At 68.4% G+C, this 26,567-nt stretch carries 32 protein-coding genes; 12 read left to right on the top strand and 20 right to left on the bottom strand.

The window, feature by feature from the left end; all coding sequences use genetic code 11:
• Nucleotides 1-18: 18 nt before the first annotated feature.
• The 4 genes from AC1DSA_RS14475 to AC1DSA_RS14460 are packed head-to-tail and all read left to right on the top strand — an operon-like array spanning nt 19 to nt 3,416.
• Nucleotides 19-387, top strand: a complete 369-nt coding sequence (locus AC1DSA_RS14475; RefSeq protein ID WP_477890313.1) for a hypothetical protein — start codon at nt 19-21, stop codon at nt 385-387.
• A 34-nt stretch (nt 388-421) separates the two neighbouring features.
• Nucleotides 422-1,951 (top strand): thymidine phosphorylase family protein, encoded by a 1,530-nt coding sequence (locus AC1DSA_RS14470; RefSeq protein WP_477890311.1) that lies wholly within the window; start codon nt 422-424, stop codon nt 1,949-1,951.
• Complete coding sequence (locus AC1DSA_RS14465) at nt 1,948-2,835, top strand: ribose-phosphate diphosphokinase (RefSeq protein ID WP_477890309.1); 888 nt, start codon at nt 1,948-1,950, stop codon at nt 2,833-2,835. The genes AC1DSA_RS14470 and AC1DSA_RS14465 overlap by 4 nt, the downstream gene beginning before the upstream one ends.
• Nucleotides 2,832-3,416 (top strand): NAD(P)H-dependent oxidoreductase, encoded by a 585-nt coding sequence (locus tag AC1DSA_RS14460; RefSeq protein ID WP_477890307.1) that lies wholly within the window; start codon nt 2,832-2,834, stop codon nt 3,414-3,416. Before AC1DSA_RS14465 ends, AC1DSA_RS14460 begins: the two co-directional genes overlap by 4 nt.
• Here the strand turns inward: AC1DSA_RS14460 and AC1DSA_RS14455 are convergent, their stop codons facing one another.
• From AC1DSA_RS14455 to AC1DSA_RS14440, 4 genes are read right to left on the bottom strand one after another with little or no spacing between them, the layout of a single operon-like run.
• Nucleotides 3,417-3,785, bottom strand: a complete 369-nt coding sequence (locus AC1DSA_RS14455) for a chaperone modulator CbpM (RefSeq protein ID WP_477890305.1) — start codon at nt 3,783-3,785, stop codon at nt 3,417-3,419.
• A complete protein-coding gene (locus tag AC1DSA_RS14450; protein WP_477890303.1) occupies nt 3,775-4,692 on the bottom strand; it encodes a DnaJ C-terminal domain-containing protein in 918 nt (305 codons plus the stop codon). The genes AC1DSA_RS14455 and AC1DSA_RS14450 overlap by 11 nt, the downstream gene beginning before the upstream one ends.
• A 10-nt stretch (nt 4,693-4,702) precedes the next feature.
• Nucleotides 4,703-5,497, bottom strand: coding sequence for a fumarate/nitrate reduction transcriptional regulator Fnr (gene fnr, locus AC1DSA_RS14445; protein WP_477890301.1), 795 nt, complete (start codon nt 5,495-5,497; stop codon nt 4,703-4,705).
• A gap of 26 nt (nt 5,498-5,523) precedes the next feature.
• A complete protein-coding gene (locus tag AC1DSA_RS14440) occupies nt 5,524-5,910 on the bottom strand; it encodes a response regulator (protein WP_477890299.1) in 387 nt (128 codons plus the stop codon).
• Nucleotides 5,911-6,127: 217 nt separating this feature from the next.
• On the opposite strand from AC1DSA_RS14440, the gene AC1DSA_RS14435 reads away from it, so the two are divergent.
• Entirely contained in the window at nt 6,128-6,577 is a 450-nt protein-coding gene (locus AC1DSA_RS14435) for a universal stress protein (RefSeq protein WP_477890297.1), read from the top strand.
• Nucleotides 6,578-6,820: 243 nt separating this feature from the next.
• Nucleotides 6,821-7,165, top strand: a complete 345-nt coding sequence (locus tag AC1DSA_RS14430) for a hypothetical protein (RefSeq protein WP_477890295.1) — start codon at nt 6,821-6,823, stop codon at nt 7,163-7,165.
• 56 nt (nt 7,166-7,221) lie between these two features.
• Here the strand turns inward: AC1DSA_RS14430 and AC1DSA_RS14425 are convergent, their stop codons facing one another.
• The 8 genes from AC1DSA_RS14425 to guaB form a co-directional block, all read right to left on the bottom strand.
• Nucleotides 7,222-8,139, bottom strand: coding sequence for an LD-carboxypeptidase (locus tag AC1DSA_RS14425; protein WP_477890293.1), 918 nt, complete (start codon nt 8,137-8,139; stop codon nt 7,222-7,224).
• A complete protein-coding gene (gene tadA, locus AC1DSA_RS14420) occupies nt 8,136-9,524 on the bottom strand; it encodes a tRNA adenosine(34) deaminase TadA (protein WP_477890291.1) in 1,389 nt (462 codons plus the stop codon). The genes AC1DSA_RS14425 and tadA overlap by 4 nt, the downstream gene beginning before the upstream one ends.
• Nucleotides 9,521-9,742, bottom strand: coding sequence for a hypothetical protein (locus tag AC1DSA_RS14415; protein WP_477890289.1), 222 nt, complete (start codon nt 9,740-9,742; stop codon nt 9,521-9,523). Before AC1DSA_RS14415 ends, tadA begins: the two co-directional genes overlap by 4 nt.
• Complete coding sequence (locus AC1DSA_RS14410; RefSeq protein ID WP_477890287.1) at nt 9,742-10,362, bottom strand: FMN-binding negative transcriptional regulator; 621 nt, start codon at nt 10,360-10,362, stop codon at nt 9,742-9,744. Before AC1DSA_RS14410 ends, AC1DSA_RS14415 begins: the two co-directional genes overlap by 1 nt.
• Nucleotides 10,363-10,402: 40 nt before the next feature.
• Entirely contained in the window at nt 10,403-12,016 is a 1,614-nt protein-coding gene (gene guaA, locus AC1DSA_RS14405; RefSeq protein WP_477890285.1) for a glutamine-hydrolyzing GMP synthase, read from the bottom strand.
• A gap of 2 nt (nt 12,017-12,018) precedes the next feature.
• Nucleotides 12,019-12,435, bottom strand: a complete 417-nt coding sequence (locus AC1DSA_RS14400) for a type II toxin-antitoxin system VapC family toxin (RefSeq protein WP_477890283.1) — start codon at nt 12,433-12,435, stop codon at nt 12,019-12,021.
• The gene (locus AC1DSA_RS14395) at nt 12,422-12,733 is read right to left on the bottom strand and encodes a type II toxin-antitoxin system Phd/YefM family antitoxin (RefSeq protein WP_477890281.1); all 312 of its coding nucleotides are present in this window, start codon (nt 12,731-12,733) and stop codon (nt 12,422-12,424) included. Before AC1DSA_RS14395 ends, AC1DSA_RS14400 begins: the two co-directional genes overlap by 14 nt.
• A 94-nt stretch (nt 12,734-12,827) precedes the next feature.
• Nucleotides 12,828-14,297 carry an IMP dehydrogenase gene (gene guaB, locus AC1DSA_RS14390; RefSeq protein ID WP_477890279.1) on the bottom strand — a complete coding sequence of 490 codons (1,470 nt, stop codon included), beginning with the start codon at nt 14,295-14,297 and terminating at the stop codon, nt 12,828-12,830.
• A gap of 124 nt (nt 14,298-14,421) precedes the next feature.
• Here guaB and AC1DSA_RS14385 point away from each other — a divergent pair, with 124 nt between their 5' ends.
• Nucleotides 14,422-14,925, top strand: a complete 504-nt coding sequence (locus AC1DSA_RS14385; RefSeq protein ID WP_477890278.1) for a DUF4124 domain-containing protein — start codon at nt 14,422-14,424, stop codon at nt 14,923-14,925.
• Here AC1DSA_RS14385 and AC1DSA_RS14380 read toward each other — a convergent pair.
• On the bottom strand, nt 14,919-15,245 hold the full coding sequence (locus AC1DSA_RS14380; protein WP_477890382.1) for an RnfH family protein: 327 nt from the start codon (nt 15,243-15,245) through the stop codon (nt 14,919-14,921). The two genes, AC1DSA_RS14385 and AC1DSA_RS14380, sit on opposite strands and share 7 nt — an antisense overlap.
• A 4-nt stretch (nt 15,246-15,249) precedes the next feature.
• Complete coding sequence (locus AC1DSA_RS14375; RefSeq protein WP_477890276.1) at nt 15,250-15,690, bottom strand: type II toxin-antitoxin system RatA family toxin; 441 nt, start codon at nt 15,688-15,690, stop codon at nt 15,250-15,252.
• A gap of 60 nt (nt 15,691-15,750) precedes the next feature.
• On the opposite strand from AC1DSA_RS14375, the gene smpB reads away from it, so the two are divergent.
• The 5 genes from smpB (at nt 15,751) to AC1DSA_RS14350 (ending at nt 18,387) form a co-directional block, all read left to right on the top strand.
• Entirely contained in the window at nt 15,751-16,227 is a 477-nt protein-coding gene (gene smpB / locus AC1DSA_RS14370; RefSeq protein ID WP_477890274.1) for an SsrA-binding protein SmpB, read from the top strand.
• A gap of 82 nt (nt 16,228-16,309) precedes the next feature.
• Nucleotides 16,310-16,684, top strand: coding sequence for a COG4315 family predicted lipoprotein (locus tag AC1DSA_RS14365; protein WP_477890272.1), 375 nt, complete (start codon nt 16,310-16,312; stop codon nt 16,682-16,684).
• 2 nt (nt 16,685-16,686) lie between these two features.
• Entirely contained in the window at nt 16,687-17,025 is a 339-nt protein-coding gene (locus tag AC1DSA_RS14360; protein ID WP_477890270.1) for a hypothetical protein, read from the top strand.
• 10 nt (nt 17,026-17,035) lie between these two features.
• Nucleotides 17,036-17,569 (top strand): sigma-70 family RNA polymerase sigma factor, encoded by a 534-nt coding sequence (locus AC1DSA_RS14355; protein ID WP_477890268.1) that lies wholly within the window; start codon nt 17,036-17,038, stop codon nt 17,567-17,569.
• Nucleotides 17,570-17,577: 8 nt separating this feature from the next.
• The gene (locus AC1DSA_RS14350; RefSeq protein WP_477890266.1) at nt 17,578-18,387 is read left to right on the top strand and encodes an anti-sigma factor family protein; all 810 of its coding nucleotides are present in this window, start codon (nt 17,578-17,580) and stop codon (nt 18,385-18,387) included.
• Between the two features lie 57 nt (nt 18,388-18,444).
• Here AC1DSA_RS14350 and AC1DSA_RS14345 read toward each other — a convergent pair whose 3' ends face one another.
• From AC1DSA_RS14345 to infB, 6 genes are all read right to left on the bottom strand, one after another.
• Nucleotides 18,445-19,527, bottom strand: coding sequence for an enoyl-CoA hydratase/isomerase family protein (locus AC1DSA_RS14345; RefSeq protein ID WP_477890264.1), 1,083 nt, complete (start codon nt 19,525-19,527; stop codon nt 18,445-18,447).
• Entirely contained in the window at nt 19,524-20,399 is an 876-nt protein-coding gene (locus tag AC1DSA_RS14340) for a DMT family transporter (protein ID WP_477890262.1), read from the bottom strand. Before AC1DSA_RS14340 ends, AC1DSA_RS14345 begins: the two co-directional genes overlap by 4 nt.
• Nucleotides 20,400-20,502: 103 nt before the next feature.
• Nucleotides 20,503-22,329: a translational GTPase TypA gene (gene typA / locus AC1DSA_RS14335; RefSeq protein ID WP_477890260.1), complete on the bottom strand. Its 1,827-nt coding sequence runs from the start codon at nt 22,327-22,329 to the stop codon at nt 20,503-20,505.
• Nucleotides 22,326-23,279: a tRNA pseudouridine(55) synthase TruB gene (truB, locus tag AC1DSA_RS14330; RefSeq protein ID WP_477890258.1), complete on the bottom strand. Its 954-nt coding sequence runs from the start codon at nt 23,277-23,279 to the stop codon at nt 22,326-22,328. The genes typA and truB overlap by 4 nt, the downstream gene beginning before the upstream one ends.
• A 2-nt stretch (nt 23,280-23,281) precedes the next feature.
• Nucleotides 23,282-23,650, bottom strand: a complete 369-nt coding sequence (gene rbfA / locus AC1DSA_RS14325) for a 30S ribosome-binding factor RbfA (RefSeq protein WP_477890256.1) — start codon at nt 23,648-23,650, stop codon at nt 23,282-23,284.
• Between the two features lie 19 nt (nt 23,651-23,669).
• On the bottom strand, nt 23,670-26,558 hold the full coding sequence (gene infB, locus AC1DSA_RS14320; protein WP_477890254.1) for a translation initiation factor IF-2: 2,889 nt from the start codon (nt 26,556-26,558) through the stop codon (nt 23,670-23,672).
• Between the last annotated feature and the right edge of the window lie 9 nt (nt 26,559-26,567).

Raw genomic sequence — 26,567 nt, 5'->3', positions numbered from 1 at the left:
ATACCGAGGAGACACCCCGTGCAGGACATCGTGAATTTCATTTTCAGCGGCATGGCGCCGTCGCGGCCGGCCGAAATCGCCGCGCGCCGGCGCATCCGCACGCTGCGCAACCTGCACCCCGGCGTCACCGGCTGGGAGGTCCGGGTGGACGTCCCGCCGCCGCAGGCGAGCTGCGGCCTGGCCTACGCCGTGCGACTGGAAGCGCAGGTGGGCGACGGGCCGGTCGCGGAAGGTATGGCCACGGCGGCGGACCTGCTGGGCGCCCTGCGCCTGGCATTCAACGTCCTGGAAGCCGAGCTCCTGGCCGAGCGGCACGGTGCCCGCGAGCGCGCGGCGCTGTGGCTCCACGCGCTGCGCAACCGGATCGCCTCGCGCCCTGCCTGCTGACCCTGTCCGGCGGACACGGTTCCATACTGTGGCCATGGACGCAACGAGCTCTGGCCACCTTCCCCCGGCTACGCTGCGCCTGCGGCGGCTGGGCATCGACACCTACCAGGAACCGGTGCTCTACATGCACCGCGACTGCCCCGTATGCCGCTCCGAAGGCTTCGAAGCGCAATCGCGGGTGGAGCTGCACGTGGACGGCCGCACCGTGGTGGCGACGCTCAACGTGGTCCACGGCAGCTTCCTGGACGTCGGCGATGCCGGAGTCTCCGAAGCTGCCTGGCGCCTGTTGGGAGCGCCCGAGGGAGCCTCGGTGACGCTGCGGCACCCGGCCCCGCTCGAATCGCTGGGGCACGTGCGCGCCAAGGTCTACGGCCGCAAGCTCACGGCCACCGCGCTACGCGCCGTGATCGAGGACGTCGCGGCCGGCCGCTATTCCGAACTGCAGCTGGCGGCCTTCGTGACGGCCTGCGCCGGCGAACGCCTGGACCTGGACGAAACGGTGGCGCTGACCCGCGCCATGGTGGACGTGGGCGAACGGATGGACTGGGGCCCGGGCCTGGTGCTGGACAAGCACTGCGTGGGCGGCCTGCCGGGCAACCGCACCACGATGATCGTGGTCCCCATCGTCGCGGCCTGCGGGCTGCGCATGCCCAAGACCTCGTCCCGTGCGATCACCTCGCCCGCCGGCACGGCCGACACGATGGAAACCGTGGCGCCGGTGGCCCTGGACGTTGCGGCGATCCGCCGCGTGGTCGAGCGCACGGGCGGCTGCATCGTCTGGGGCGGCGCGGTGCGGCTCAGCCCGGCCGACGACATCCTGATCCGCGTCGAACGTCCGCTCGATCTCGACAGCCAGGGGCAGCTGGTGGCCTCGGTTCTGTCGAAGAAATCGGCTGCCGGTTCCACCCACGTGCTGATCGATATCCCCGTGGGGCCCACCGCCAAGGTACGCAGCCACGAGGCGGCGAACGTTCTGGCGCACCAGCTCCAGTCCACCGCCCATGCCATCGGCCTGAAGCTGCGGGTCGTGCAGACCGATGGCAGCGCACCGGTGGGCTTCGGCATCGGGCCCGCGCTGGAAGCGCGCGATGTGCTGGCCGTGCTGCGCAACGAAGCCGCTGCGCCGGCCGACCTGGCGCAGCGCTCCCTGCTGCTGGCAGGCCACCTGCTGGAAATGGGGGGCGTGGCGCCGGAAGGCGCCGGCGCCGCGGTCGCTCAAGCGGTGCTGGCGGACGGCCGCGCCTGGCGCAAGTTCCAGGAGATCTGCGAGGCGCAGGGCGGCATGCGGACGCCGGTGCCGGCCGCCTGCCGCCACCAGGTGCCGGCATTGCGCAGCGGCTGCGTCCTGGGGATCGACAACCGCCGGCTCGCGCGGATCGCCAAGCTGGCCGGCGCGCCGGGTGACCCGGGGGCGGGCATCGACCTGCACGTGCGCGTCGGCGACTTCGTGGAGCGCGGCCAGCCGCTGTTCAGCCTGTACGCGGACACGCCGGGCGAACTGGCTTACGCTCTGGACTACGCCTCCGTGCAGTCGGAGACGATCCACGTCAGCGAGGACGCATGAACAGCCTCATCCTGGCGCTGCCGGGCGCCGAAGTCCTGGCTGAAACCCTGGCGCAGCAGCTGCATTGCGCCGCGAGCACGGTGGAGGCGCACCGGTTTCCCGACGGCGAGGTCGTGGTGCGGCTGCGCACGTCCGTGGCCGGGCTGCGTGTCCTGCTCGTTGACCACCTCGACCGGCCCGACGACAAGACGCTGGCGCTGGTGTTCGCCGCCGACGCCGCACGTGAACTCGGGGCGCAGCAGGTCGGGCTGGTCGCGCCCTACCTGCCGTACATGCGCCAGGACGACCGCTTCCGTCCCGGGGAAGCCATCACCTCGCGCAGCTATGCGCGCCTGCTGTCGTCCACGGTGGATTTCCTGGTCACGGTGGATCCGCACCTGCACCGCTGGCCGGACCTCGACGCGATCTACGGCATTCCCAGCAGCGTGGTGGCCTCCGCGCCGGCCGTCGCGCAGTGGCTGCGGCGGGAGGTGACCCAGCCCATCCTGGTCGGCCCGGACAGCGAAAGCGAGCAATGGGTCGCCGACGTCGCCGGCCGCATCGGCGCGCCCTGGGTGACGATGCGCAAGGAGCGCCGCGGTGACCGCGACGTGCACGTGCACCTGCCGGCGGGCGTGGACCACGCGGGCCGCACGCCGGTGCTGCTGGACGACATCGTCTCCAGCGGCCACACCCTGGCCGGCGCCGCCCACGTGCTGCGGGGCGCCGGCTGGGGCCGGCCCGTGGCGATCGCCGTGCATGCGCTGCTGGACGCCGCGGCCCTGGACATGCTGCACCGCGCCGGCGTGGCGCGCTTCGCCAGCTGCGACACGGTGCCGCATCCCAGCAACGCCATCCCGGTGGCGGAGCTGCTGGCCGAAGGCATCCGCCCGTTCCTCGCGTGACACGCATCCTGATCCTGCAGGCGCATCCCGATGCGTCCGAACGCCACCTGTGCCACGTGCTGGCCGAGGCCTACGCCGAGGGAGCGCGGACGCAGGGGCACGAACTGCGGGTGCTGGAAATCGCCCGGCTGGAGTTTCCCCTGCTGCGCAGCCAGCAGGCCTGGGACAAGGAGCCGGTGCCGGCGGCACTTGCCGCCGCGCAGCAGGACATCGCGTGGGCCCAGCACCTCGTGATCGTCTTTCCGCTGTGGCTCGGGGACATGCCGGCGCTGCTCAAGGGCTTCCTCGAGCAGGTGGCGCGGCCGGGCTTCGCGTTCGGCGCCGACGACCGCAATGCCTTCACCAACAAGGGCCTGCGCGGGCGCTCGGCCCGGCTGGTGGTGACGATGGGCATGCCGGCCTTCGTCTACCGCTGGTACTTTGCCGCCCACAGCATCCGGTCGCTGCGGCGCAACGTGCTGAATTTCGTCGGCATCGCGCCCGTGAAGGCCACCCTGATCGGAGGCGTGGGCCAGCTGTCGACCGCGCGCGCCCAGGCATGGTTCGACACCATGCGCCGTCTGGGTCGCGCGGCTCGGTGATCAGGAGTGCGGCTCGCGCCAGGGCGTGGGACCCTCGCGCGGCAGCTGCTGGCCGTGCGGCAGGTGGGCCTGGAGCGCGCGCAGCTGGTGTTCCAGGTGCACGATGCGCTGCAGGTAGCCAAGCAGCAGGCTCACCGTGAACAGGTCCAGGTCGTAGAGTCCGCGCAGGCGCACTGCCTCGCGCAGGGGCACCACGCAGGCGGCGCTGAACTGGCGCACGCTGCCCTCGCCCACCATGGGCATCAGCGATCCGTACTCGACCAGCTCGTCCAGCTCGGTCACGGTGAGGCTGCACATGTGCGCCAGCTCCGCCGGGTCGATGAGGCGCTGGGGGTCGAGCCAGGAGGCGTCAGGGGCGTCAGTGACCATGGCCGGATTCCTTGGCGACGGTGGCGCGCGGGTCGAATCGCGAGACACGGGAAAGCTCCTCGAACAGCTCGCGCTCCCGTTCGGTGAGACTGGCCGGCACCTCGATGCGCACCAGCGCGTACAGGTCGCCGCGCCCGCCGTGGCCATTGGCCAGCCCGCGTCCACGCAGGCGCAGCTTACGCCCGGACTGGGTCCCGCGGGGCACGGTCAGGATGACCGGGTCGTCCAGGGTCCGGACCTCCACATCGGCTCCCAGCGCCGCCTCCCATGGGGCCAGCGGCAGGTCGAACACGAGGTCGTGCCCGTCGGCGCGGAACACCGGGTGCGGCGCGAGCTGGATGTGCAGGTAGATGTCCCCGGCGGGCCCTCCGTGGCGGCCGGGACCGCCCTTCCCCCGCAGGCGCAGCCGTTGGCCATCGGTCACGCCGGGCGGCACCGTGACGGCCAGCGTGCGCGTCCCGTCCTCGTGTTCGACATCCAGGTTGACCGTGGTGCCGCGATGCGCGTCTTCCAGCGACAGGCGCACGCCGGTTTCGTAGTCGTGTCCGCGCAGGGGCACGGAATGGGCGCGGCCACGGCCGCCGCGACCGCGCGCGAGCGCGTCGAGAAGGTCGGCCAGGTCGAGGTCGTCCAGCCCGCCGCCGCCGAAATCATGCTGCCACTGCGGAGGCGGACTGAAGTCCTCGCCGCTGCGGCGGGTGCCGAGCGCATCGTAGGCAGTGCGCTTTTCCGGGTCCTTGAGCGTCGCGTAGGCTTCGGCCACGTCCTTGAAGCGCGCCTCGGCACCCGGATCCTTGGAGACATCCGGGTGGTGCTGGCGCGCGAGTTTGCGATAGGCCTTCTTGATGGCCTCGGGATCGGCGTCCCGCGGCACGCCGAGTGCCGCGTAGTAGTCCTTGAACTTCACACCCCGTGTTTTACTGCACCCGGAGGTCGAACGCCTGCTGCAGGCCGTCGAGATCGGTGAGGCGGACGTGTTTCTTGTCGACTTCCAGCAGGCGCTGGTGGGCGAAGGCGGAGAAGGTGCGGCTGACCGTTTCCAGCTTCATGCCCAGGTAGCTGCCGATCTCGGCACGCGACATGCGCAGGTGGAACTCGCTGGCCGAGTAGCCGCGGGCCTTCATGCGCTGGGAGATGTTCAGAAGAAAGGCGGCCAGGCGCTCCTCGGCGTTCATGCTGCCCAGAAGCATCATCAGGCTGTGCTCGCGCACGATCTCGCGGCTCATGAGCCGGGAGATCACGTGCTGCAGTTCGGGACTGCCGGTGGCCACCTCGCTCAGGTGGGCATAGGGGATGGCGCAGATCTCGGCGTCTTCCAGGGCGACGGCGCTGCTGGCGTGCTTGCCGGCGGCCAGGCCATCGAGCCCCAGCAGCTCGCCGGCCATCTGGAAGCCCGTCACCTGCTCGCGGCCGTCCTTGAGCGTCATGTGCGACTTGAAGGTGCCGCTGCGCACGGCATAGATGAACTGGAACTTCTCGCCTTCGTGGTACAGCGCCTGGCCTTCCTTCACCCGGCGACGGGCGAACTTGAGGCCATCCAGCCGTTCCACGTCCGAGCCGTTCAGGCCGCAGGGCAGGCAGAGGTCCTTCAGGTGGCAGGTGGAGCACTGCGTCTTCAGCGGCGCCGGGTTGCCATCGATGTCGGTGGGCTGCTGCTGGCGGGCAATGAAGTGCAGGGGCGCGGTGGCGGTGGCACGTTGCGTGGCTTGCATGGTGGTTCCCTCTTCCTCTTGGTGTCTCAGTGAACGGAGCGGCGGCCGGCGGTGGCGACGGCCTGCGCTAGCTGGTCGAATTCGGTGCTCTTGTCGAGGAAGCGCACCGCGCCCTCGCCCAGGTACCGCTTGCGGTAGGCGGGCGCGGAGTTGTTGCTGAAGACGACGAAGGCGACCTGGGGGTCGGCGGAGCGCACCGCCTTGAGCACCTGCAGGCCGCTGCCGCCCTCGAGCTGGACATCCAGCACGACGACATCGGGATGCGCCTGCAGGATGCCGGAGATGCAGGTGTCGGGCGTGGCCGCCTCGCCCACCACGTCGATGTCGGCGGTGGACAGCAGCGCGTTCACCCGCTGCCGGATCTGGACCGAGTCGTCGGCGAGAAACACCTTGATGGAGCCGTTCGAAATCATGGGGTGATCTTCGTGGAAGGCAGGCCGGCGCAACATCGGTGCCGGCTGAATCGGAGGCTCGGAGAACTCCGAATGCGGATGGCCTGGCGGCCGAGGGCGCCTAGGACGATTCCTAGGGCCTCGGCCAAGTCGGGCCCTGGTTGATCCCGCTCAAGCGCGTGCGCCCGGGAGAGGACCACCATGGAGATTGCCCTCTCGCAAGCCCCAAGGAGAATCCATGTACAAGCGCATCCTCGTGCCGGTGGACGGCAGTGAAACATCCAACAAGGCCCTCGTGGCCGCCCTGCAGATGGCGCGCGAAAGCGGCGGGCGCGTCCGCATCATCCACACCCTGGACGAACTCGCCTACCTGAGCGGATTCGAAGTCAGCGGCGACCTGATCCAGCTGGCCCGGGACTACGCATCCAAGGTGCTGCAGGACGCGACCGAGTTCGCGAAGTCCGCCGGCGTGCCCGTCGAAACCAAGCTGGTCGAAGGTGTCGGCGCCCGGCTGGGCGAGGTCGTCGCCGAAGAGGCCCGCGCCTGGGAAGCGGACCTGGTGGTGGTCGGCACCCATGGCCGGCGCGGTGTCGGCCGGGTCCTCCTGGGCAGCGGCGCCGAGCAGGTCCTGCGCCTCGCGCCGGTGCCGGTGCTGGCCGTGCGGTCGAGCGAGCTACAGGGGGACTGACGGCCGGACCCGGAAGTTGGCGGCAGGTCTGTCGATTCCGCGCTGAACCCGACAGCAGTTTTGTTACTGCCACTTACAGCAATAGACGAGCGGCACTGCCGGGTCGCTTTTCGTCACCGCTTCCGCTGTTTCAGTGCGCCGTCGCGTGAACTCGGTCACGCTTTGGTCTTGTCAGGCTAGGCCAAAGGGAATAACTTCGATCGTCCTTGCACGCACAAAAACAGTCGTTGGAGATCGATGGTCATGAGCTGGTTCAAAGGCACTCTTCGCAACAGCATCTACGGAATGCTCGGCAATCCGGTCGCTCCCAGTGAATCCGTGCTGGAGTCGGGCACCGAGGACATCCGGGAAGCCATGCTCGGCCTGATGGGCGAATCCGGTTCCAAGCAGTTCGCCAACATCACCCGGCGCGTGCGTTACGCGAACGACATCCAGGCCCTGTGGTACCTGCGCGGCGATGTCCTGGCGGCCCTGGCGGCCACCCACGGCGAGGCAGAGGCCCGCCATCGGATCCAGCAGATCACCCGGCTGTTCGACGGCCTGTTGCCCGGCAGCCTGAACGCCCGGTCCAGCTCCCTCATGGGCTGAGCACCCGCGCGATCCAGCAACAAGCGCGGCATGTCCGCGCTTTTTTTCAATCCGGCTCAGTGCCGGTGACCCCACAGCAGGAAGGCATCGCGGCCTTCGACCGCCAGGGTCACCTTGGCGCCCACGGGCAGGCACACCTTGGTGGGAACGTGGCCGAACGGCAGGCCGGTGAGGACGGGCACCTTCACCTGCGTGCGTAGCCACTCCAGCACCGTCTTGAGCTTGAACCCCTTGTCGTGCGGCACCGGCAACCAGTTGGTGAAATGCCCGAGAACGATCGCCTTCTGCTTCTGCAGGATGCCCGCGTAGAGCAGCTGCGTGAGCATGCGTTCGATGCGATAGGGATGTTCGTGGACGTCCTCGAGGAACAGGATGCCGCCCTTCACCTTGGGCATCCAGGGCGTGCCGGCGAGCGCGGCGACGATGGCCAGGTTGCCGCCCCAGAGCACACCCTTGTCCTGCCACGCGCTCGCCTGGGCTTCGGCGGCCGGCAGCTGCCAGCCCGCGCCCTCGCCCTGCCCGCTCACGAGGTCCTCGAAGCAGGCCTGCATGATGTCGTCCGGCTCGGACTCGATGCCGAAGTCCTCGCCGACCGCGGGGCCGGCCCAGGTGACGCGGCCGGTCTCGGCCACCACGGCATTCTGGAACGCAGTGAAATCGCTGAGGCCGACGAACTGCATGCCGCGGTCGATCGCCTTGGCGATTGCCTTGTACGGCAGCTGGGGCAGCAGGCGCGTCAGGCCATAGCCGCCACGCGTGATGATGGCAACGTCGGCGCCACTGGCGGCGGCGCGCCCGATGGCCGCCAGCCGCGTCTCGTCGTCGCCGGCGAAGCGCATGTGGGTGTCGAACACGGCGGGATCGAGTTCGACCTCGTGGCCCAGCGCCTTGAGGCGGGCGATGCCGCGCCGCACGGCGGCCTTGTTGCGCACGGCGCTGGAGGGGGAATAGATGTAGATGCGTCGGGAATTCACGGGCGGAAGTATCCCACCGCCTTGCGCGCGATCTCCCCGCCATGCTCCTGAACGAAATGCCCGGCCTGCGGCAGCACGATCGGCTCGGGACAGCCGCGGATCTGCGCGCGCAGCGCCTCCATCACGGGGGCCCCGAGCACGGGGTCCTGCGCGCCGATGGCCATCAGCGTCCGTCCCTCCCAGCGCTGCGAGAGGAACTCGCGCGCCTGGCGCGACACCGCGGCGCCGTTGGCATCCGGCCGGTCCGGCACCATGGCGGGAAAGGCACGGAGCGCGGCGCGATGTCCGCTGTCCGGGAATGGCGCGGCGTACGCGGCGCATTCCTCGGGGCGCAGGTGCGGATTGCCGCGGGCGAACAGGCGCGCCACGTCGAACTCGGGGTTCTTGGCGCACATGTCCCGCCAGGCGAGGAAGCCGGGCGACAAGGGCGCGTCGCCGGTGCCCAGGGCCGTGTTCATCACGAGCAGCCCGCGGTAGCGCTGGGGATCCTCCATCGGCAGCGTCAGGCCCAGCAAACCGCCCCAGTCCTGCACCACGAGCACGATGTTGCGCAGGTCGAGCCGCTCGACGAATTCCAGCAGCACCTGCCGGTGCCACTCGAAGGTGTGCGATGCCTCCCGCTTCGGCTTGTCGCTCTTGCCGAAGCCGACCAGGTCCGGGGCGACCACGCGCCCTCCGGCCCCCAGGAACTCGGGGATCATCCGCCGGTACAGGTAGCTCCATCCGGGGTTGCCGTGCAGGCACAACCAGGTGATCGGCGCCTCCTTCTGACCTTCGTCCAGGTAGTGCATCCGCAGTCCCGAGAGGGAAGGCAGGTCGTTCAGGTAGTGCGGGGCCCAGGGGTAATCTGGCAGGTCGTGGAAGCGTTCCTCGGGCGTGCGGACGGCGTCCTCGCGCAGCGGTTGGGCGTTCATGCGGGCCTCCTGGCGGCGTTGGCGGAAGAAAGTGGTGAGCAGCGCCCCGCACTCCGCGGCCAGCACGCCGCCCGTGAGGGCCGTCTGGTGGTTCAGCCTCTGCTGCCCGAACAGGTCGACGATGGATCCGGCCGCGCCGGTCTTCGGATCCGCTGCGGCATACACGACACGAGCCAGCCGGGCATGCAGCATCGCGCCGCTGCACATGGCGCAGGGTTCGAGGGTCACGAACAACTCGCAGCCGTCCAGGCGGTAGTTGCCCAGCGTACGCGCCGCGGCCCGCAGGGCGCGCATCTCGGCGTGCGCCGTCGGATCGTGGCTGGAGACCGGCGCATTGTGGCCGCGGCCGACGACGGCATCGCCATGCACGACCACCGCGCCCACGGGGACTTCGCCCACCTCCAGCGCCAGCTGCGCCTGCGCCAGCGCCTCGCGCATGAAGCGTTGGTCGCGCGCGGCCGCCGGGTTCACTTGGTTTCGTCGGGCATGGGCCGCGGCTGCTGCATGGCGCTTTCCGCGGCTTTCTGGAACTGCTGCACCTGCTGTTGCGGCGTTCCCGCAGGCACCGCCACGCCCTCCACCGTGGCCGCGTCCTTCGGCGCGACGCCTTCGCCCAGCTGCCTCTTCGCCAGCACGCCGACGACCGCCAGCACCACCACCAGGCCGAGCACCGTAAAGACTGCGCGCATCACTTCCCCTCCATGCCCAGCCGCTGCATCCACGCGGCGAGCTCCCGATGGTTGTCGTCTCCGTCAGCGTAGCCAGCCCGCATCCGCGCATGGGCCTCTGGCCGGTGCTGGTTCAGCTTCAGCTTGCAGGACCACTGCTGCACGTCCAGCTCGAAGCCGACGATGCCCGCCAGCATCTTGTGCGCGAATTCCTCGCCGAGGCCTTGCCATTGCTCCGCGTACGAGGGCTCGTGGTCGCCAATCAGCTTCTTCAGCAGCCGGTCCTTGGCCAGCGGGTCTTCGACGAGGCGGGCCTGCACGCGGCAATGCACGGTGAGGTAGTTCCAGGAGGGAACCCGCTGCAGGTCGGGATAGACCTTGGGCGAAAGGTAGGCGTGCGGCCCCATGAAGGTGACCAGCGCCTCGGGCCGCGCCTGCAGGTAGCGCCAGTGCGGATTGGGCTTGGCGCAATGCCCCAGCAGCACGAAGCGGCCCTCGCGCTCCTCCAGGTGCAGCGGCAGGTGCGTGACGAAGGGGAACCCGGTGTCGTCATTGGAGATCAGGCTCGCGAAGGGGTGCCCGCGCATCAGTTCGGCGGCGAGCGCAGCATCCTCCGAGCGGAATTGCGGCGGCTGGTACATGGCTGCCATTGTGCATGGACGGGTTCGCCCCCGCCCATGCTCACTCCCACTCGATGGTCGCGGGCGGCTTGCTGCTCACGTCGTAGGTGACGCGGTTGATGCCGCGGACCTCGTTGATGATGCGGCTGGAGACCTTCTTCAGCAGCGCATAGGGCAGCTCCGCCCAGTCCGCCGTCATGAAGTCGCTGGTCTGCACGGCGCGCAGCGCCACCACGTAGTCGTAGGTCCGGCCGTCGCCCATCACGCCCACGCTCTTGACCGGCAGGAACACCGTGAAGGCCTGGCTGGTGAGGTCGTACCAGCTCTTGCCCGTGCGCTCGTCGCGGAAGTTGCGCAGTTCCTGGATGAAGATGGCGTCAGCGCGGCGCAGCAGTTCGGCATAGTCCTTCTTGACCTCGCCCAGGATCCGCACCCCCAGGCCGGGGCCCGGGAAGGGATGGCGGTACACCATCTCCGGCGGCAGGCCGAGCGCCACGCCCAGCTCGCGCACTTCGTCCTTGAACAGGTCGCGCAACGGCTCCAGCAGTTTCAGGCCCAGCTGCTCCGGGAGGCCGCCGACGTTGTGGTGGCTCTTGATGGTGACGGCCTTCTTGCTCTTGGCGCCACCCGACTCGATCACGTCCGGGTAGATCGTGCCTTGCGCCAGCCACGCGACGTGGCGGGCATGCGTCTGCTTGATCCGGGCGGCCTCGGCCTTGAACACGTCGACGAACAGGCCGCCGATGATCTTGCGCTTGGCCTCGGGATCGCTCACGCCGGCCAGCTTTCCGAGGAAGAGGTCGGCGGCGTCGACGCGGATCACCTTCGCGTGCAGCTTGCCGGCGAACATGTCCATCACCATGTCGCCCTCGTCCAGGCGCAGCAGGCCGTGGTCGACGAACACGCAGGTGAGCTGGTCGCCGATGGCGCGGTGGATCAGGGCGGCGGCCACCGAGGAATCCACGCCGCCGGACAGGCCCAGGATCACCTCCTCGTCACCGACCTGCTTGCGGATGGCCTCCACGGCCTCGGCGATGTGGTCGCGCATCACCCAGTCCGGCCGTGCCTGGCAGATTCCCCGCACGAACCGTTCGAGGATGGCGTGGCCCTGCACGGTGTGCGTCACCTCCGGGTGGAACTGCACGGCATAGAAGCGGCGGTTCTCGTCCGCCATCCCGGCGATCGGGCAGCTTTCAGTGGAGGCCATGAGCCGGAACCCGGGCGGCATCTCGACCACCTTGTCGCCGTGCGACATCCACACGTTGAGCATGCCGTGGCCTTCGGCGGTGGTGTAGTCGGCGATGTCGCGCAGCAGCTCCGTATGTCCGCGGGCGCGCACGGCGGCAAAGCCGAACTCGCGTTGGTGGCCGCTTTCGACCTTGCCTCCGAGCTGGTGGGCCATGGTCTGCATGCCGTAGCAGATGCCCAGCACCGGCACCCCCAGCTCGAACACCGCCTGGGGCGCCTTGTCGGTGGATTCCTCGTACACGCTCGCGTGGCTGCCGGAGAGGATCACGCCCTTCAGCCTGCCGTCCGCGGCGTACTTTCGCACCCACTCGTCGCTCACGTCGCAAGGATGGACTTCCGAGTACACGTGCGCCTCGCGCACGCGGCGGGCGATCAGCTGGGTGACCTGGGAGCCGAAGTCGAGGATGAGGATCTTGTCGTGTTGCATGGTCAGGCCAGGTCGGTGATCAGGGGATGTTCGAGCTTGAGGCAGGCGCGCTGCAAGGCGCGGTCCATCGTGACGAGAGGGGCTTTGAGGTCCAGCGCGACCTTCAGGTACGCAGCGTCGTAAGGGGTGAGTTCCAGCGACTGCGACCAGTTCCAGAACTCCAGCGGCGAGACGCGCAGGGGAGCCAGGGACACCGGCAGGCGGCTGAGCAGGCGCAGCACGTGCTGGTGGGCGCTCGGCGTGAAGCGGCCGCGGGTGAGGGCGAGTCCCGCGGCATGCAGTGCCTCGAGCGGGAAGATCGCCGCGCTGGTGGCGCTTTCCTCCTCGGTCATCACGCGGATCAGGGCCTGCGAGACCTTGTCCCCGGACTGGTCAGGGAAGGCCCAGCTTGCGAAAGCGGAGGCATCAACGACCAGCACGCGCGCCCTTCGGGTCGTCGGTCCAGGCGCCGCCGCGGGCGCCGCCCTCGTGCTTGTGTTTTTCCCACAGGTCCTGGAACGCCGGACCGGCTGAACCCACCTTGAACCGCAGAGCTTCCAGTTCGGCCAGGATGGCCTGCCGTCGCGCCTCGATGCTGGGCTGTTCGGTCTCGGGCTCCTTGATCAGCCGGATGACGCGCTTGCCATGCCGCGTCAGGACCACCTCCTCGCCCTGCTCGACGGCGCGGATCAGTTCGGACAGCTGGCTCTTGGCTTGGTGGATGGGAACCGTCAGCATATTCTGGCTCGACTGGCTTGTAATCTGGCCATATTGTAGCCAAGACCAACGAAAAGGGCCAGATTAATCTGGCCCTTTTCTGGGATGCCGTCGTTCAGTCCGCGCGGTAGTTCGGCGCTTCCTTGGTGATCTGCACGTCGTGCACGTGGCTTTCGCGCATGCCTGCCGCCGTGATCTGCACGAATTCCGCGCGCTGCCGCATCTCCTCGATGTTCCCGCAGCCGCAGTAGCCCATGGCAGCGCGCACGCCGCCAGCAAGCTGGTACACGATCGACACGAGGGAGCCCTTGTACGGGACGCGCCCCTCGATGCCTTCCGGCACCAGCTTGTCCGCGTTCGGGTTGCCCGTGGTGGCTTCCTGGAAGTACCGATCCGCGCTGCCTTGCTGCATGGCGCCGATGGAGCCCATGCCGCGGTAGCTCTTGTAGCTGCGGCCCTGGTACAGCACGATTTCGCCGGGCGCCTCCTCGGTGCCGGCGAACATCCCGCCCATCATGACGGTGCTCGCACCGGCGGCGATCGCCTTGGCGATGTCGCCCGAGTAGCGCACGCCCCCATCGCCGATCAGGGGAACGCCGCTGCCCGCCAGCGCGGTGGCGACGTTGTCGATGGCCGTGATCTGCGGCACGCCGACCCCGGCGACGATGCGCGTCGTGCAGATGGAGCCGGGACCGATCCCGACCTTCACCGCATCGGCGCCCGCCTCCACCAGCGCGCGGGCGGCTGACCCGGTGGCGATGTTGCCGCCGATCACGTCCACCTGCGGGTAGTTCTGCTTGACCCAGCGCACACGGTCGATCACGCCCTTGCTGTGGCCATGGGCCGTGTCCACCACGATGGCATCGACGCCGGCCTTGACCAGCGCTTCCACGCGCTCTTCGGTGCCCTCGCCGACACCCACCGCCGCGCCCACGCGCAGGCGGCCGCTGGCATCGCGGGCCGCATTGGGAAAGCTGGTCTGCTTGGTGATGTCCTTGACGGTGATCAGGCCCTTCAGCTCGAAACCGTCGTTGATCACCAGCAGGCGTTCCAGCTTGTGCTTGTTCAGTAGCGCTTTCGCCTCGGCGGCGCTCGTCCCCTCGCGGACGGTGATCAGCTTGTCCCGCGGGGTCATGATCTGGCTCACCGGAACGTCATAACGCGTCTCGAAGCGAAGGTCGCGTCCGGTGACGATGCCCACGACCTTGCCGCCATCGAGCACGGGAAAGCCGGAGATGCCCAGCTGCTCCTGCATCGCGATCACCTGCCGCACGGTGTGCTCGGGCGTGATCACGACCGGGTCGCGCAGCACGCCCGATTCGTAGCGCTTGACGCGCGCCACTTCGGCGGCCTGCTGCTGCGGCGTGAGGTTCTTGTGGACGATGCCGATCCCGCCTTCCTGGGCGATGGCGATCGCCAGGCGCGCCTCCGTCACCGTGTCCATCGCTGCGGACACCAGTGGCAGGTTCAGCTGGATGTTGCGGGAGAACTGGGTGGAGAGGGAAGTGTCCTTGGGAAGGACCTGGGAGAACGCCGGCACCAGCAACACGTCGTCGAAGGTGAGCGCTTTTCCGAGAAGGCGCATTGTGAGAGCTCCAAAAGAAGAATTGTACCCGCGTGCACTTTTGCACGACCCTCGTGGGGCTTGCGCGCCACGGTGAAGCCATCGCCGCAACGCTCGCTGCGAATGGCCGGGCTACACTGAAAAGATGAAAGCTGCCCGCATCGCCTTGCTCGCCCTCGTGTGTTCCGTGCCGCTCGCGGCTTCGGCCCAGTGGATGTGGCTGGACAAGGGCGGCCGCAAGGTCTTCAGCGACCAGCCGCCGCCGCCGGACGTGGCCCCGGACCGCGTCTTGAAGCAGCCAGGCATGCGAGGCAGCTCCGCGGCCGTGCCGACGGTGGCCGCCGCACCTGCCGCCGCGCCGGCCAGCCTGCCGAAGCCGGCCGGCAAGGACAAAGCGCTGGAGGACAGGAAGAAGCAGGCCGAAGCCGCGGAAGCGGACAAGAAGAAGGCCGAGGAAGCCAAGGTCGCGGCGGCGCGTGCGGAGAACTGCAGCCGCGCGAAAACGAGCCGGGCCAACTACGAGTCCGGCGTGCGGCTCTCGCGCATGAACGACAAGGGCGAGCGCGAGATCCTGGACGACAGCCAGCGCGCCGCGGAGATGAAGGTCCTCGACCAGGTCATCGCCCGCGACTGCCAGTCGCCTCAGTAACCGGGCTTGGCACCCGGTCGCCGCTTGGCGAACAAGCCCGCGGCCCGCGCCCCCTGCTTCGTGAATCGCTCCCGTCGCGCCACCTTGGGATCGACCAGCAGTCCACGGTAGATTTCCACGCGGTCGCCTTCGCGGACCGGTTCCGCGGGCGTGCAACGGCGTCCCCAGATGCCCACGTCCTGCGCATCCAGGCCGGGGCAAGCTTCGCCGAAGCCACTGGCCAGGATCGCGTCCCGCACGGAGGCGCCTACGGGCACTTCCAGCACCCACTCCAGGATACGTCGCGGGCCCGGCGAATACATGACCGTCACGCGCGGCATGGTGTCAGCCATACACCTGTTCGGCGCGCTTGACGAATGCATCCACCATGCTGCCGGCAATGCGGTCGAACACCGGCCCCACCAGTGCGGCGAGCGCCGCGCTCTTGAACGCGTACTGGAGTTCCAGCGTCACCTTGCAGGCGCGCTGCCCCGCTCCCCCCAACGGCTCGAACTTCCAGCACCCATCGAGGTTGGAGAACGGGCCCTCCAGAAGCTTCATGCGCACCTCGCGACCGGGCACTTGCGTGTTGCGCGTCGTGAAGGTCTGGTGGATGCCGGAGAACGCGATGCCGATTTCGGCTTTCATGACGTCCGGCGCGACTTCCAGTACGGAGGCACGGTCGCACCAGGGCAGGAACTCGCAGTACTTCGCCACGTCGGTGACCAGCGCGAACATCTCCTCGGCGCTGTACCAGATGAGCACGGACTTATGGACTGTTTTCATGGAGAATTGCGGTCCCGCGCGGGATTGTAGAGAGCCGTTGCCGGGCCCATCTGTCAGCCCATGACGACAAAGAAAAAAGAAACCCCCGCCCGCATTGCCGACAACAAGAAAGCCGCCTTCAACTACTTCTTCGAGGAGCGGTTCGAGGCCGGCATGGTCCTGGAAGGCTGGGAGGTCAAGGCGGCCCGCGAGGGAAAGGCCCAGCTCACCGACGGGTATGTGGTGATCCGCAACGGCGAGCTGTACCTGATCGGCTGCCTGATCAACCCTCTGAAGACGGCGTCCACCCACGTCAATCCCGACTCCGCGCGCACGAAGAAGCTCCTGATGCACAAGGACGAGATCCGGCGCCTGGTCGGCAAGGTGGAGCAAAAGGGCTATACGCTGGTCCCGATCCAGCTGTACTGGAAAGCGGGCAAGGTCAAGTGCGAAATCGCGTTGGCCAAGGGCAAGGCCGAACATGACAAGCGCGACACGATCAAGGACCGCGAGGGCAAGCGCGAGGTCGAAAGGGCGATGAAGGAGCGGCACCGCTGATCCCCGATGGGCGGCGCGGGGAATAAACCCAACCGTGGGCGCGTTCATGGAGGTGAAGCCCACCCCCAAGGAGAAAAACCCCATGAGCCCTCGCATCGCCGCCCTTGCCCTCGCCTCCCTGCTCACCGCGTGCGCCTCGATGACGGCACCCGCCCCCGCCAAAGTCGCTGACGGCGTGTTCGTCGGCGCGAACGGCATGACCTTGTACACCTTCGACCGCGACGCCATGGGCTCCGGAAAGTCGGCGTGCAATGGGCCGTGCGCCGCCAATTGGCCGCCCCTGATGGCAAGCACCAGCGACAGCGCCTCCGGCGACTGGAGCATCGTCACCCGCGACGACGGCAGCCGCCAGTGGGCGTACAAGGGCAAGCCGGTCTACTTCTGGGTCAAGGACACCAAGTCTGGCGATCGCACGGGCGACGGCGTCAACAACGTCTGGCACCTCGCCCGTCCCTGAGCGTGGCCTTTTTCCCCTTCTCCTCCTCGTTCCAGGCTCGCTTCGACGCGCCGGGATGGCAGGTGAGCGTCCGCAACGTGGATGTGGACGGCGACCCCGTGCACGAAGCCATGCTGCGCCTCGCCGCCTCCCTGCGTGGCAGTCGCGCCACCGTGCTGGCGGAAGCCATCGGCGGCTGCCGCACGCTCGGCGAACTGTGCGAGCTGAGGCGCCCTTTGCTGCAGGCGCTGACGGAGGACCGGGGCGAACTGCACGCGGTACGGCAGATCATGCGGATCGACGCGATGGTGCTCGACGTCTGGCCGGAAGCTCCTGTTTCGCGTCCGGCCGCTCTCGGATAGGCTTGGCACCATGGCCACCCCTTCCGCCTCCAACAGCCTGGTCGGACACATCCCCGACCTTCGCCGCTACGCCCGCTCCCTCACGGGCGACTCCTGGATGGCGGACGACCTCGTGCAGGACACGCTCGAGCGGGCCTGCGAAAGGTGGCAGCTGTGGGCCGCGGGAAGCGACCTCCGGGCCTGGCTCTTCACGTTGATGCACAACCTGTTCGTCGACACGGCCCGTCGCGCGGTGCGGCAGCAGGCCGGCCAGCACGTGGACGTGGATGACGTCGCCCATGAATTGCAGTCGCCGGCGGGCGTGCCCGACCAGGCGATGGACCTGCAGCGCTGCCTGCTGCGCCTGCCGGCGGAACAACGTGAGGTGCTGCTGCTGGTCACCTTGCAGGATCTTGGATACGAAGAAGCGGCGCGCATCACCGGAGTGCCGATCGGCACGGTGATGTCCCGGCTTTCGCGGGCACGCGCGCGCCTGCGGGACCTGATGGATGGGCGCGCCCCTGCCGCCGGGCCAGCCGCTCCGGCCTTGCGGCGCTTGAAATGAGAACGAAGATGAAGGACGAAACTCCCCTGCTGCCCGACGAGGAAGCCGAACTCCACGCCTACGTCGACGGGCGGCTGGATGCCGCACGCAGGACGGCCGTGGAAGCCAGGCTCGCCCAGGATACCGCGGCCGCCGAACGCGTGCGTGCGTGGAAGCAGCAGGCCCAAGCGCTGCGCACGCTGCATCCCGAAATGCTGATGGAGCCGGTGCCCGCGCACCTGCTGCAGGCCGCCATGCGGCTGGACCACCGTACCAATCGGCTGGCGCAGTGGCAGCGCTGGGGTGGCATGGCCGCCGCGGTCCTGCTTGCCTTCGGGCTCGGTTGGGGCGGCCACGTGCAGTTCCAGGACGTGCGGGCGCGCACCGGCCTGTCTCCGGCGGTCATGAGCTTCGCGCACCAGGCGGTCGCCGCGCATGCGGTCTACATGCCCGAAGTCCGGCACCCGGTCGAAGTCGAAGCCGCCCAGCAGCAGCACCTGGTGCAATGGCTGTCCAAGCGGCTGAACCGCCAGCTCAAGGTCCCCAATCTCAGCGCGACCGGCTACGAACTCGTTGGCGGCCGCCTGCTGCCCGGTGAGAACGGCGCCCGCGCGCAGTTCATGTACCAGAACGCGGCCGGCGAGCGCGTCACCCTGTACGTCGGTGCCGTGGACGGGGCCAACTCCAAGTCCATGGATGAAACCGCCTTCCGCTTCGCCAACGAAGCCGGGATCGCCAGCTTCTACTGGGTGGACCAGGGCTTCGGCTATGCGCTGTCCGGCAAGCTGCCGCGGCAGGGCCTGCTGGTGCTGGCCGAAAGCGTCTACAAGCAGCTCTAGACGAATCCGCTGGAGACGGCGACCGCGGCTCGTCGCGGTCGGCGCCCTCTGCGTCGGTCAGCCCAGGGTTCGCAGGGGATGCGCGTGCGCGGGCCAGGGGCTCTCGAAGAACGCGCCCACCATGTCCGGAGTGACTTCCTCGATCCGCGCGGGATTCCAGCGCGGCGCCTGGTCCTTGTCGATCGCCAGGGCCCGGATGCCTTCGAAGGTTTCGCTGGCGGCGCCGGGCCGCAGCCGGAAGCAGTTCCGCACCATGTCCCGCTCCATGCGCAGGTCGGCCGCCAGCGTCATGTGGCGGGCGCGGCGCAGGTGCTCCAGCGTGACGTGCAGCATCAGGGGCGAGCGTTTGCGAAGCAGCGCAGCGGTCCCTGCTGCCCAATCGCTACCGTCGGCTTCGAGGGCCTGGACGATCTCCGGCACGCCGGCAAGCGCAAAGAATCGGTCGATGTCGCCGCGGCGCGCCGCCAGTTCGCCCTGCGGCTTGCTGGCCGTGTGCAGGGCATCCCGGACCCGCTCGAAGCGCTCCCCGTCGGCGAGGCTGTCCCAGACCGCGGGCAGATCCGATGAGGCGAGCACCCCGTCGGCCAGGCGCGCCGCCACGGCATCGGCGCCGGTGATCGGCTGCCCCGTCAGGGCGAGGTATTCGCCGATGCGGCCAGGACAGCGCGCCAGGAACCAACCTCCGCCGACGTCCGGGAAGAGGCCGATGTTCGTCTCCGGCATGGCCATCCGGGTGCGCTCGGTCGCGATCCGCAGGCCGTAGTCGCTGCCGTGGGCGGAGATGCCCATGCCGCCGCCCATCACGATGCCGTCCATGAAGACGACGTAGGGCTTCGGATAGGCGTGCACCATGTGGTTGAGTGTGTATTCCTCGGTGAAGAAGTCCTCCAGCCTCGGGTCGCCGGTGAGCACGGCCTGGTGGAAGAAGCGGATGTCGCCGCCTGCGCAGAACGCGCCAAAGGGCCCCTTCCGGCCCATGCCACGCACGCCTACGCGCTCCACGCGCGGGTCGTCGCGCCAGGCGAGCAGCGCCGCGCTGAGTTCGCGGATCATGCCCAGCGACAGCGCGTTCAGCGCCTTCGGGCGATTCAGCGTGATCAGGCCGGCGCTGCCCCGGACCTCGGCGAGCACTTCGCTCATGAGGCCCTCTGCCTCCAGCCCACCATCTCATTGGCGACCAGCGCCCCGATCACCAGCGCCCCGCCCGCGAGCACCGTCTGGCTCGGGATCTCGTCCGCGCCGATCCACGCGAGGACGATGCCGAAGATCACCTCCAGCAGCGCCAGCAAGGCGATTTCGGGGGCCTTGAGCACCCGGGCGCAGACCACCGCCAGCGCGCAGGGGATGGCCAGCTGCACCAACCCCAGGACGGCCAGCAGACCGACGTCGTGGGCGGAGGCTTGCAGCGGCATGGCCAGCGGCAGGGACACCAGCGAGGAGATCGCGGCACCCACCAGCACCGCCGGCACGAGGTCCACATCGCGGCCCTGCGCGTGCGAGCGCTGCGTGACCGTCCAGTTCACGCCACTGGCGAGCGGCACGAACAGCGCCACCACGGTGCCGGCGACCTGACCGCCTTCCAGTTGCGCCGAAAACATGTAGGCAATGCCGGCGCCGGCGAGCAGGATCGCGCCCCAGGTGCGGAACGGGATGCGGTGGCCGATGAAGATGCGCGCGATCAGCGCCGTCAGGAAGGGGCCGATGGCCATCGTGACCAGCACGTTGGCCACGCTGGTGAGCGTGAGCGCCACCATGAAGGCGGTGAACATCACGCTCCAGCACAGGCCGGACAGCCACAGCGGCCAGCCACCCTCGCGGATGCGGGTGAACACGACGCGGCCCTGGAAGAAAGGCAGGATCACCAGCAGCGACGCCACCGTGAAGAAGCTGCGCCAGAAGGTGACCTCGAAGCTGCGCGCGTGTTCGAGGTGCCGCGTGATCACGCCCGCGATGGACCACATGAGGGTCACCGCGACCATGAGGAACACGGCCTTGGTATGGGTGAGTTTCATCTTGTTGTCGGCGCGGCGCGTCAAGCCGCGGCCGGGACGCTCGGCCCGGCGGAAATCCCGGGCATCTTAGCGAAGAAGCCCGGACGGGCCGGGCTTCTGGTGCTTACGCGGCCTCTCGCATCGCGCGCTTGCGGTCGTGCTCCTTCAGGAAGCGCTTGCGCAGCCGGATCGACTTGGGCGTGATCTCCACCAGTTCGTCGTCCTCGATGAACTCGACGCCGTATTCCAGCGTGAGGTCGATGGGCGGCGTGACCTTGATCGCGTCTTCCTTGCCGGACACGCGGAAGTTGGTCAGCTGCTTGGTGCGGGTGGCGTTCACCACCAGGTCGTTGTCGCGGTTGTGGATGCCGACGATCATGCCCTCGTACACCGGGTCGTTCGCCTTCACGAACATGCGGCCGCGGTCGTCCAGCTTGCCCAGCGCGTAGGTGAAGATCTCGCCGTCGTCCATGGAGATCAGCACGCCGTTCTTGCGGCTGGCGATCTCGCCCTTGTGCCCTTCCCAGCCGTCGAAGATGTTGGAGATCAGGCCGGATCCGCGCGTCAGGTTCAGGAACTCGTTGGAGAACCCGATCAGGCCCCGGGCGGGAATGCGGTACTCCAGGCGGACACGCCCCCGGCCGTCCGGCTCCATGTTCATCAGCTCGCCCTTGCGCTCGCCCAGCGCCTGCATCACGCCGCCCTGGTGCTGCTCCTCGATGTCGGCGGTGACCAGCTCGATCGGCTCGCACTTGACGCCGTCGATCTCCTTGAACACCACGCGCGGCTTGGACACGGCGAGTTCATAGCCTTCCCGGCGCATGTTCTCGACCAGGATGGTCAGGTGCAGTTCGCCCCGGCCCATCACCTCGAACACGCCTTCCTCGGCGGTCTCGCTCACGCGAAGCGCCACGTTGGACTGCAGTTCCTTCTGCAGCCGGTCCCAGATCTGCCGGCTGGTGACGTACTTGCCTTCTCGGCCCGCCAGCGGGCTGGTGTTGACGCAGAAGTTCATCGTCAGGGTGGGCTCGTCCACCTTGAGCATGGGCAGCGGCGCCGGATTGAGCGGGTCGGTCACGGTCACGCCGATGCCGACGTCCTCGATGCCGTTGATCAGCACGATGTCCCCGGGGCCCGCTTCTTTCACCTGCACGCGGGTCAGGCCTTCGAACGTGAGCACCTGGTTTACGCGGCCCTTGACGGCCTTGCCGTCCGGGCCTTCCATTACCAGCACGTCCATCATCGGGCGGATGGTGCCCTGGTTGATGCGCCCGACGCCGATGCGGCCCACGAAGCTGGAGTAGTCCAGTGCGGAGATCTGCAGCTGCAGGGGTGCCTCGGGGTCGCCCTCGTGCTGCGGGACGTGCTGCAGGATGGTGTCGAACAACGCGGACATGTCGGGGCCCCATTGCTCACCCGCCGGCCCTTCCTTCAGCGAGGACCAGCCGTTGATGCCGGAGGCGTACACCACCGGGAAGTCCAGCTGGTCGTCGGTCGCTCCGAGCTTGTCGAACAGGTCGAACGCGGCGTTGATGACCTTGTCGGGGTTGGCGCCCGGCTTGTCGACCTTGTTCACGACCACGATCGGCCGCAGGCCCAGGGCCAGCGCCTTCTTGGTCACGAAGCGGGTCTGCGGCATCGGGCCTTCCTGCGCGTCGATCAGCAGCAGCACGCCGTCCACCATGGACAGGGCGCGCTCCACCTCGCCGCCGAAGTCCGCGTGGCCGGGCGTGTCCACGATGTTGATGTGCGTGCCCTTCCAGCTGACGGCGCAGTTCTTGGCCAGGATGGTGATGCCGCGCTCGCGCTCGATGGCGTTGTTGTCCATCACCGTGTCGACCACCTTCTCGTGGTCGGCGAAGGTGCCGGACTGGCGCAGCAGCTGGTCCACCATGGTGGTCTTGCCATGGTCGACGTGGGCGATGATGGCGATGTTTCGGATTTGCGTCATACGGGTAGGGGCTCCTCTGAACCCAGGATTTGTTGAATTTCGATCGGGCTCAGCAGGCGGGAGGGAATCAATTCCCCCGCCTGGACGTGAGCGGTACCGAGGAGCGCGCGCGGAGCCTCCCCGAAAACGGCAACCTGTTGCGCATCGCCCCAGCCGCCGCGTCGCCGCAGCCCGCTGAGGAAGCGACCAGCATCTTCCGTGCCCAGCGTGACCCGGGCATGACCAGGCAGCAGCGACTCCACGGGCAGCAGCCGGGCCTGGCGGTCGGACTCGGGCAGCGCTTCGAGTTCCGCCAGCGTCAGGCATTGCGAACCATCGAACGGCCCCGTGGCCGTCCGGCGCAGCGACACCAGGTGGGCTCCGCAACCCAGGGCCTGGCCGATGTCTTCCCCCAGCGTGCGGATGTAGGTCCCCTTGCTCACGCGGGCGACGATCTTCAGCCGGTCGGGGGCGTCCAGGGTCAACTTCAGCGAAAACACGGTCACCTGCCGGGGCTCGCGTTCGATCTCGACGCCGGCCCGCGCGTACTCGTAGAGCGCCTTGCCATCCTTCTTCAAGGCACTGTACATCGGCGGCACCTGCACGATCGGCCCGGTGAACTCCGCCTGCACCTCCGCCAGCCGTTCGGGCGTGATCACCGGCACCTCGGCCCGGGCGATCACTTCGCCCTCGCTGTCCGCGGTCGCCGTGCGCACACCCAGCTGCGCCACGGCCTCGTAGGTCTTGTCCGCATCCAGGTGCAGCTGGCTGAACTTGGTCGCCGCGCCAAAGCAAAGGGGCAGCACCCCGGTGGCCATCGGATCCAGCGTGCCCGTGTGGCCGGCCTTTTCCGCCCGCAGCAGCCACTTGGCCTTCTGCAAGGCATCGTTGCTGGAGAATCCCAGCGGTTTGTCGAGCAGCAACACCCCATGCACAGGGCGCCGCTGCACCCTGGTGCGTGGCGCGTTCACGGCTAGTCCTCCTTTGCCCGGGAGGAAACAGCCTTGGCGATCAGGGCGTTCATGTCCGCCGCGCGCTCGGTCGTGCGGTCGAACTGGAAATGCAGCGTCGGCACGGTGTGGATGTGCAGGCGCTTGAACAGGTGGTTGCGCAGGAAACCGGCGGCCTGGTTCAGGGCCTCGGTCGTCTCCTGCGGATCCCCCACGAGGATGCTGAAGAACACCTTCGCGTGCGCGTAGTCCGGCGTGACTTCCACGGCGTTGATCGTCACCATCCCCACCCTCGGGTCTTTCAGCTCGCGCGCGATCAGCTCCGACAGATCGCGCTGGATCTGGTCGGCGACCTTGAAGCCGCGGTTGGGGGTGGATGACTTTCGCTTCATGGACTCACCGGGACAGCGCTTACAGCGTGCGCGCGATCTCCTTGACTTCGAAGAATTCGAGCTGGTCGCCTTCCTTGATGTCGTTGTAGTTCTTCAGCTTGATGCCGCACTCGAAGCCTTCCTTGACCTCGCGCACGTCGTCCTTCAGGCGCTTGAGCGACTCGAGCTCGCCCGTGTACACCACCACGTTGTCGCGCAGCAGGCGGAAGTGCGCGCTGCGGGTGACCTGGCCCGAGGTGACCATGCAACCGGCGACCGTGCCGATCTTGGAGGCCACGAAGACGGTGCGGATCTCGGCGGAGCCGATGACCTCTTCCCGTTTCTCGGGCGCCAGCATCCCGGACATGGCGGCCTTCAGCTCGTCCACCGCGTCGTAGATGATGTTGTAGTAGCGCAGCTCGATGCCGTTGCCTTCGGCCAGCTTGCGTGCGCCGGAGTCGGCGCGCACGTTGAAGCCGATGATGATGGCCTTCGAAGCGATCGCCAGGTTGACGTCCGACTCGCTGATGCCGCCGACGGCCGCATAGACCATCTGCACCTTCACTTCGTCGGTCGACAGCTTCAGCAGCGACTGCGCCAGCGCCTCCTGGGAACCCTGCACGTCGGCCTTGACGATGATCGGCACCGTCTTGACCTCGCCGGCGGTCATGTCCGAGAACATGTTCTCCAGCTTGGCGGCTTGCTGCTTGGCCAGCTTCGTGTTGCGGAACTTGCCCGCGCGGTAGGTCGCGATCTCGCGCGCACGGCGCTCGTCGGACATCACCATGAACTCGTCGCCGGCCTGCGGCACCTCGGTCAGGCCCTGGATCTCCACCGGGATGGAGGGACCGGCCGCCTTGATGCTCTTGCCGTTCTCGTCCAGCATGGCGCGCACGCGGCCGAAGGTCTGGCCGGCCAGCACCACGTCGCCGGTCTTCAGCGTCCCGGACTGCACCAGGATGGTCGCCACCGGGCCGCGGCCCTTGTCCAGCTGCGCTTCGATCACGAGGCCCTTGGCCATCGCGTCCACCGGCGCCTTCAGTTCCAGCACTTCGGCCTGCAGCAGCACCTGCTCCAGCAGGTCGTCGATGCCCTGGCCGGTCTTGGCCGACACGGCCACGAACGGCGACTCGCCGCCGTACTCTTCGGGCACGACCTGTTCGGCCACCAGTTCCTGCTTCACGCGGTCGGTGTTGGCATCCGGCTTGTCGATCTTGTTGATCGCCACCACGATAGGCACACCCGCCGCCTTCGCGTGCTTGATGGCTTCCTTGGTCTGCGGCATGACGCCGTCGTCCGCGGCCACCACCAGGATCACGATGTCGGTCGCCTGGGCGCCGCGGGCCCGCATGGCGGTGAACGCCTCGTGGCCCGGGGTGTCCAGGAAGGAGATGACGCCGCGCGGCGTTTCCACGTGGTAGGCGCCGATGTGCTGCGTGATGCCGCCGGCTTCGCCCGCCGCCACCTTGGCGCGGCGGATGTAGTCCAGCAGCGAGGTCTTGCCGTGGTCGACGTGGCCCATGACGGTGACGACCGGCGCACGCGGGAGCGACTCGGCCGTCTGCTGGCCAACGTCTTCCTCGGTGAACGCTTCCGGGTCGTCCAGCGCCGCGGTCACGGCCTTGTGGCCCAGTTCCTCGACCACGATCATGGCCGTGTCCTGGTCCAGCGACTGGTTGATGGTGACCAGCTGGCCCATCTTCATCAGCGCCTTGATGACTTCCGAAGCCTTGATCGCCATCTTGTGGGCGAGCTCGGACACCGTGATGGTCTCCGGCACGTGCACTTCGATGACGCGCTGCTCCACCGGAGCGGCCTGCTGGTGGTCATCGCGGTCGCGATGGTCACGCCGGCCACCGCGCGGGCCGCCACGCCATGCATTGCGGCCGACGCCGCCGGACGAGTCGCCGCGGGTCTTGATTTCCTTCTTCTTGGCAGGATCATTCGCCCAGCTGGAGGACAGCTTGGCGGACTTGACTTCCTTGCCGGCGCCCGGGCCGGTCGGCGACGGAGCAGCGCCCGGCGCGGCGGGACGGCCCGGTTGCGCGGGCGGCTTGTGGAGCGTGCCCTTGACGCCCGGCTTGGCGGGCTCCGGCGCCTTGGCCACCGGCTTTTCCGGCGCCTTGGCCACCATGACCTTCTTGGGTGCGCTCATCATCGAGCGGATGGCGGCGGCTTCGGCCTCGGCCTTGCGGCGACGCTCGCCCAGGTCGCGGGCACGCGCGGCTTCCTCGTCGGCGCGGGCCTTCGATTCGGCGGCGGCCTTCTCGCGAGCCTCGGTGACGGCCTTGTCGCGGGCTTCCGCCTGCGCCTTGGCCACGGCCTGGGCCGCTTCGGTTTCAGCGGCCTTGGCGGCGGTCGCGCCTTCCTTGGCCGCGGAATAGGCTTCCGCCCGGACTTCCGCTTCCCTTTCGGCAGCGGCACGCGCCTCTTCGGCGGCGCGCTCGCGGGCTTCCTGCTCTTCGCGCTCCTGGCGCTTGGCGGCCAGCTCTTCTTCCTGGCGGCGGATCAGCTCGGCCTGGCGGCGGGCTTCCTCCTCGCGGCGGGCGAGCTCGGCTTCGTCCGGGCCTTGCGACGCGGGCGCGTGGGCCACTTCGGGCGCTTCCACCACGGCGGTGTCGGATCCTTCGTCCCTCTTGATGAAGGTGCGCTTCTTGCGCACTTCCACCTGGATCGTGCGTGCCTTGCCCGTGGAGTCGGCCTGCTTGATCTCGCTGGTGGACTTCTTGACCAGCGTGATCTTCTTTCGCTCGGGCGTGGCGGTGCCGTGGCTGGCCTGGAGGTAGCCCAGCAGCTTCTGCTTGTCGGCATCCGAGAGAGGATCGGTCGGCGCGGATTTGGCCACGCCGGCGCTCTTCAGCTGTTCCAGCAGCGTCTCGGTCGATTTCTTGAGTTCGTTGGCGAACTCGGCGACGGTGGTACTCGACATGTGTTCTCA

The organism is Ramlibacter sp. P4_H7 (assembly GCF_056400765.1).
Note: the sequence above shows the minus strand (reverse complement) of the source record. Positions and strands in the feature narration are given on the sequence as shown.

Coding starts and splice junctions, on each gene's coding strand:
- guaA (WP_477890285.1), bottom strand. CDS start 12,016: ATGCAACACGACAAGATCCTCATCCTCGACTTCGGCTCCCAGGTCACC.
- AC1DSA_RS14455 (WP_477890305.1), bottom strand. CDS start 3,785: ATGGTCACTGACGCCCCTGACGCCTCCTGGCTCGACCCCCAGCGCCTC.
- typA (WP_477890260.1), bottom strand. CDS start 22,329: ATGACGCAAATCCGAAACATCGCCATCATCGCCCACGTCGACCATGGC.
- AC1DSA_RS14435 (WP_477890297.1), top strand. CDS start 6,128: ATGTACAAGCGCATCCTCGTGCCGGTGGACGGCAGTGAAACATCCAAC.
- AC1DSA_RS14365 (WP_477890272.1), top strand. CDS start 16,310: ATGAGCCCTCGCATCGCCGCCCTTGCCCTCGCCTCCCTGCTCACCGCG.
- AC1DSA_RS14465 (WP_477890309.1), top strand. CDS start 1,948: ATGAACAGCCTCATCCTGGCGCTGCCGGGCGCCGAAGTCCTGGCTGAA.
- guaB (WP_477890279.1), bottom strand. CDS start 14,297: ATGCGCCTTCTCGGAAAAGCGCTCACCTTCGACGACGTGTTGCTGGTG.
- rbfA (WP_477890256.1), bottom strand. CDS start 23,650: ATGAAGCGAAAGTCATCCACCCCCAACCGCGGCTTCAAGGTCGCCGAC.
- fnr (WP_477890301.1), bottom strand. CDS start 5,497: ATGCAAGCCACGCAACGTGCCACCGCCACCGCGCCCCTGCACTTCATT.
- AC1DSA_RS14340 (WP_477890262.1), bottom strand. CDS start 20,399: ATGAAACTCACCCATACCAAGGCCGTGTTCCTCATGGTCGCGGTGACC.
- AC1DSA_RS14395 (WP_477890281.1), bottom strand. CDS start 12,733: ATGCTGACGGTTCCCATCCACCAAGCCAAGAGCCAGCTGTCCGAACTG.
- AC1DSA_RS14470 (WP_477890311.1), top strand. CDS start 422: ATGGACGCAACGAGCTCTGGCCACCTTCCCCCGGCTACGCTGCGCCTG.
- AC1DSA_RS14355 (WP_477890268.1), top strand. CDS start 17,036: ATGGCCACCCCTTCCGCCTCCAACAGCCTGGTCGGACACATCCCCGAC.
- AC1DSA_RS14375 (WP_477890276.1), bottom strand. CDS start 15,690: ATGAAAACAGTCCATAAGTCCGTGCTCATCTGGTACAGCGCCGAGGAG.
- AC1DSA_RS14350 (WP_477890266.1), top strand. CDS start 17,578: ATGAAGGACGAAACTCCCCTGCTGCCCGACGAGGAAGCCGAACTCCAC.
- smpB (WP_477890274.1), top strand. CDS start 15,751: ATGACGACAAAGAAAAAAGAAACCCCCGCCCGCATTGCCGACAACAAG.
- infB (WP_477890254.1), bottom strand. CDS start 26,558: ATGTCGAGTACCACCGTCGCCGAGTTCGCCAACGAACTCAAGAAATCG.
- AC1DSA_RS14385 (WP_477890278.1), top strand. CDS start 14,422: ATGAAAGCTGCCCGCATCGCCTTGCTCGCCCTCGTGTGTTCCGTGCCG.
- AC1DSA_RS14345 (WP_477890264.1), bottom strand. CDS start 19,527: ATGAGCGAAGTGCTCGCCGAGGTCCGGGGCAGCGCCGGCCTGATCACG.
- AC1DSA_RS14430 (WP_477890295.1), top strand. CDS start 6,821: ATGAGCTGGTTCAAAGGCACTCTTCGCAACAGCATCTACGGAATGCTC.
- AC1DSA_RS14440 (WP_477890299.1), bottom strand. CDS start 5,910: ATGATTTCGAACGGCTCCATCAAGGTGTTTCTCGCCGACGACTCGGTC.
- AC1DSA_RS14410 (WP_477890287.1), bottom strand. CDS start 10,362: ATGTACCAGCCGCCGCAATTCCGCTCGGAGGATGCTGCGCTCGCCGCC.
- AC1DSA_RS14380 (WP_477890382.1), bottom strand. CDS start 15,245: ATGCCGCGCGTGACGGTCATGTATTCGCCGGGCCCGCGACGTATCCTG.
- AC1DSA_RS14415 (WP_477890289.1), bottom strand. CDS start 9,742: ATGCGCGCAGTCTTTACGGTGCTCGGCCTGGTGGTGGTGCTGGCGGTC.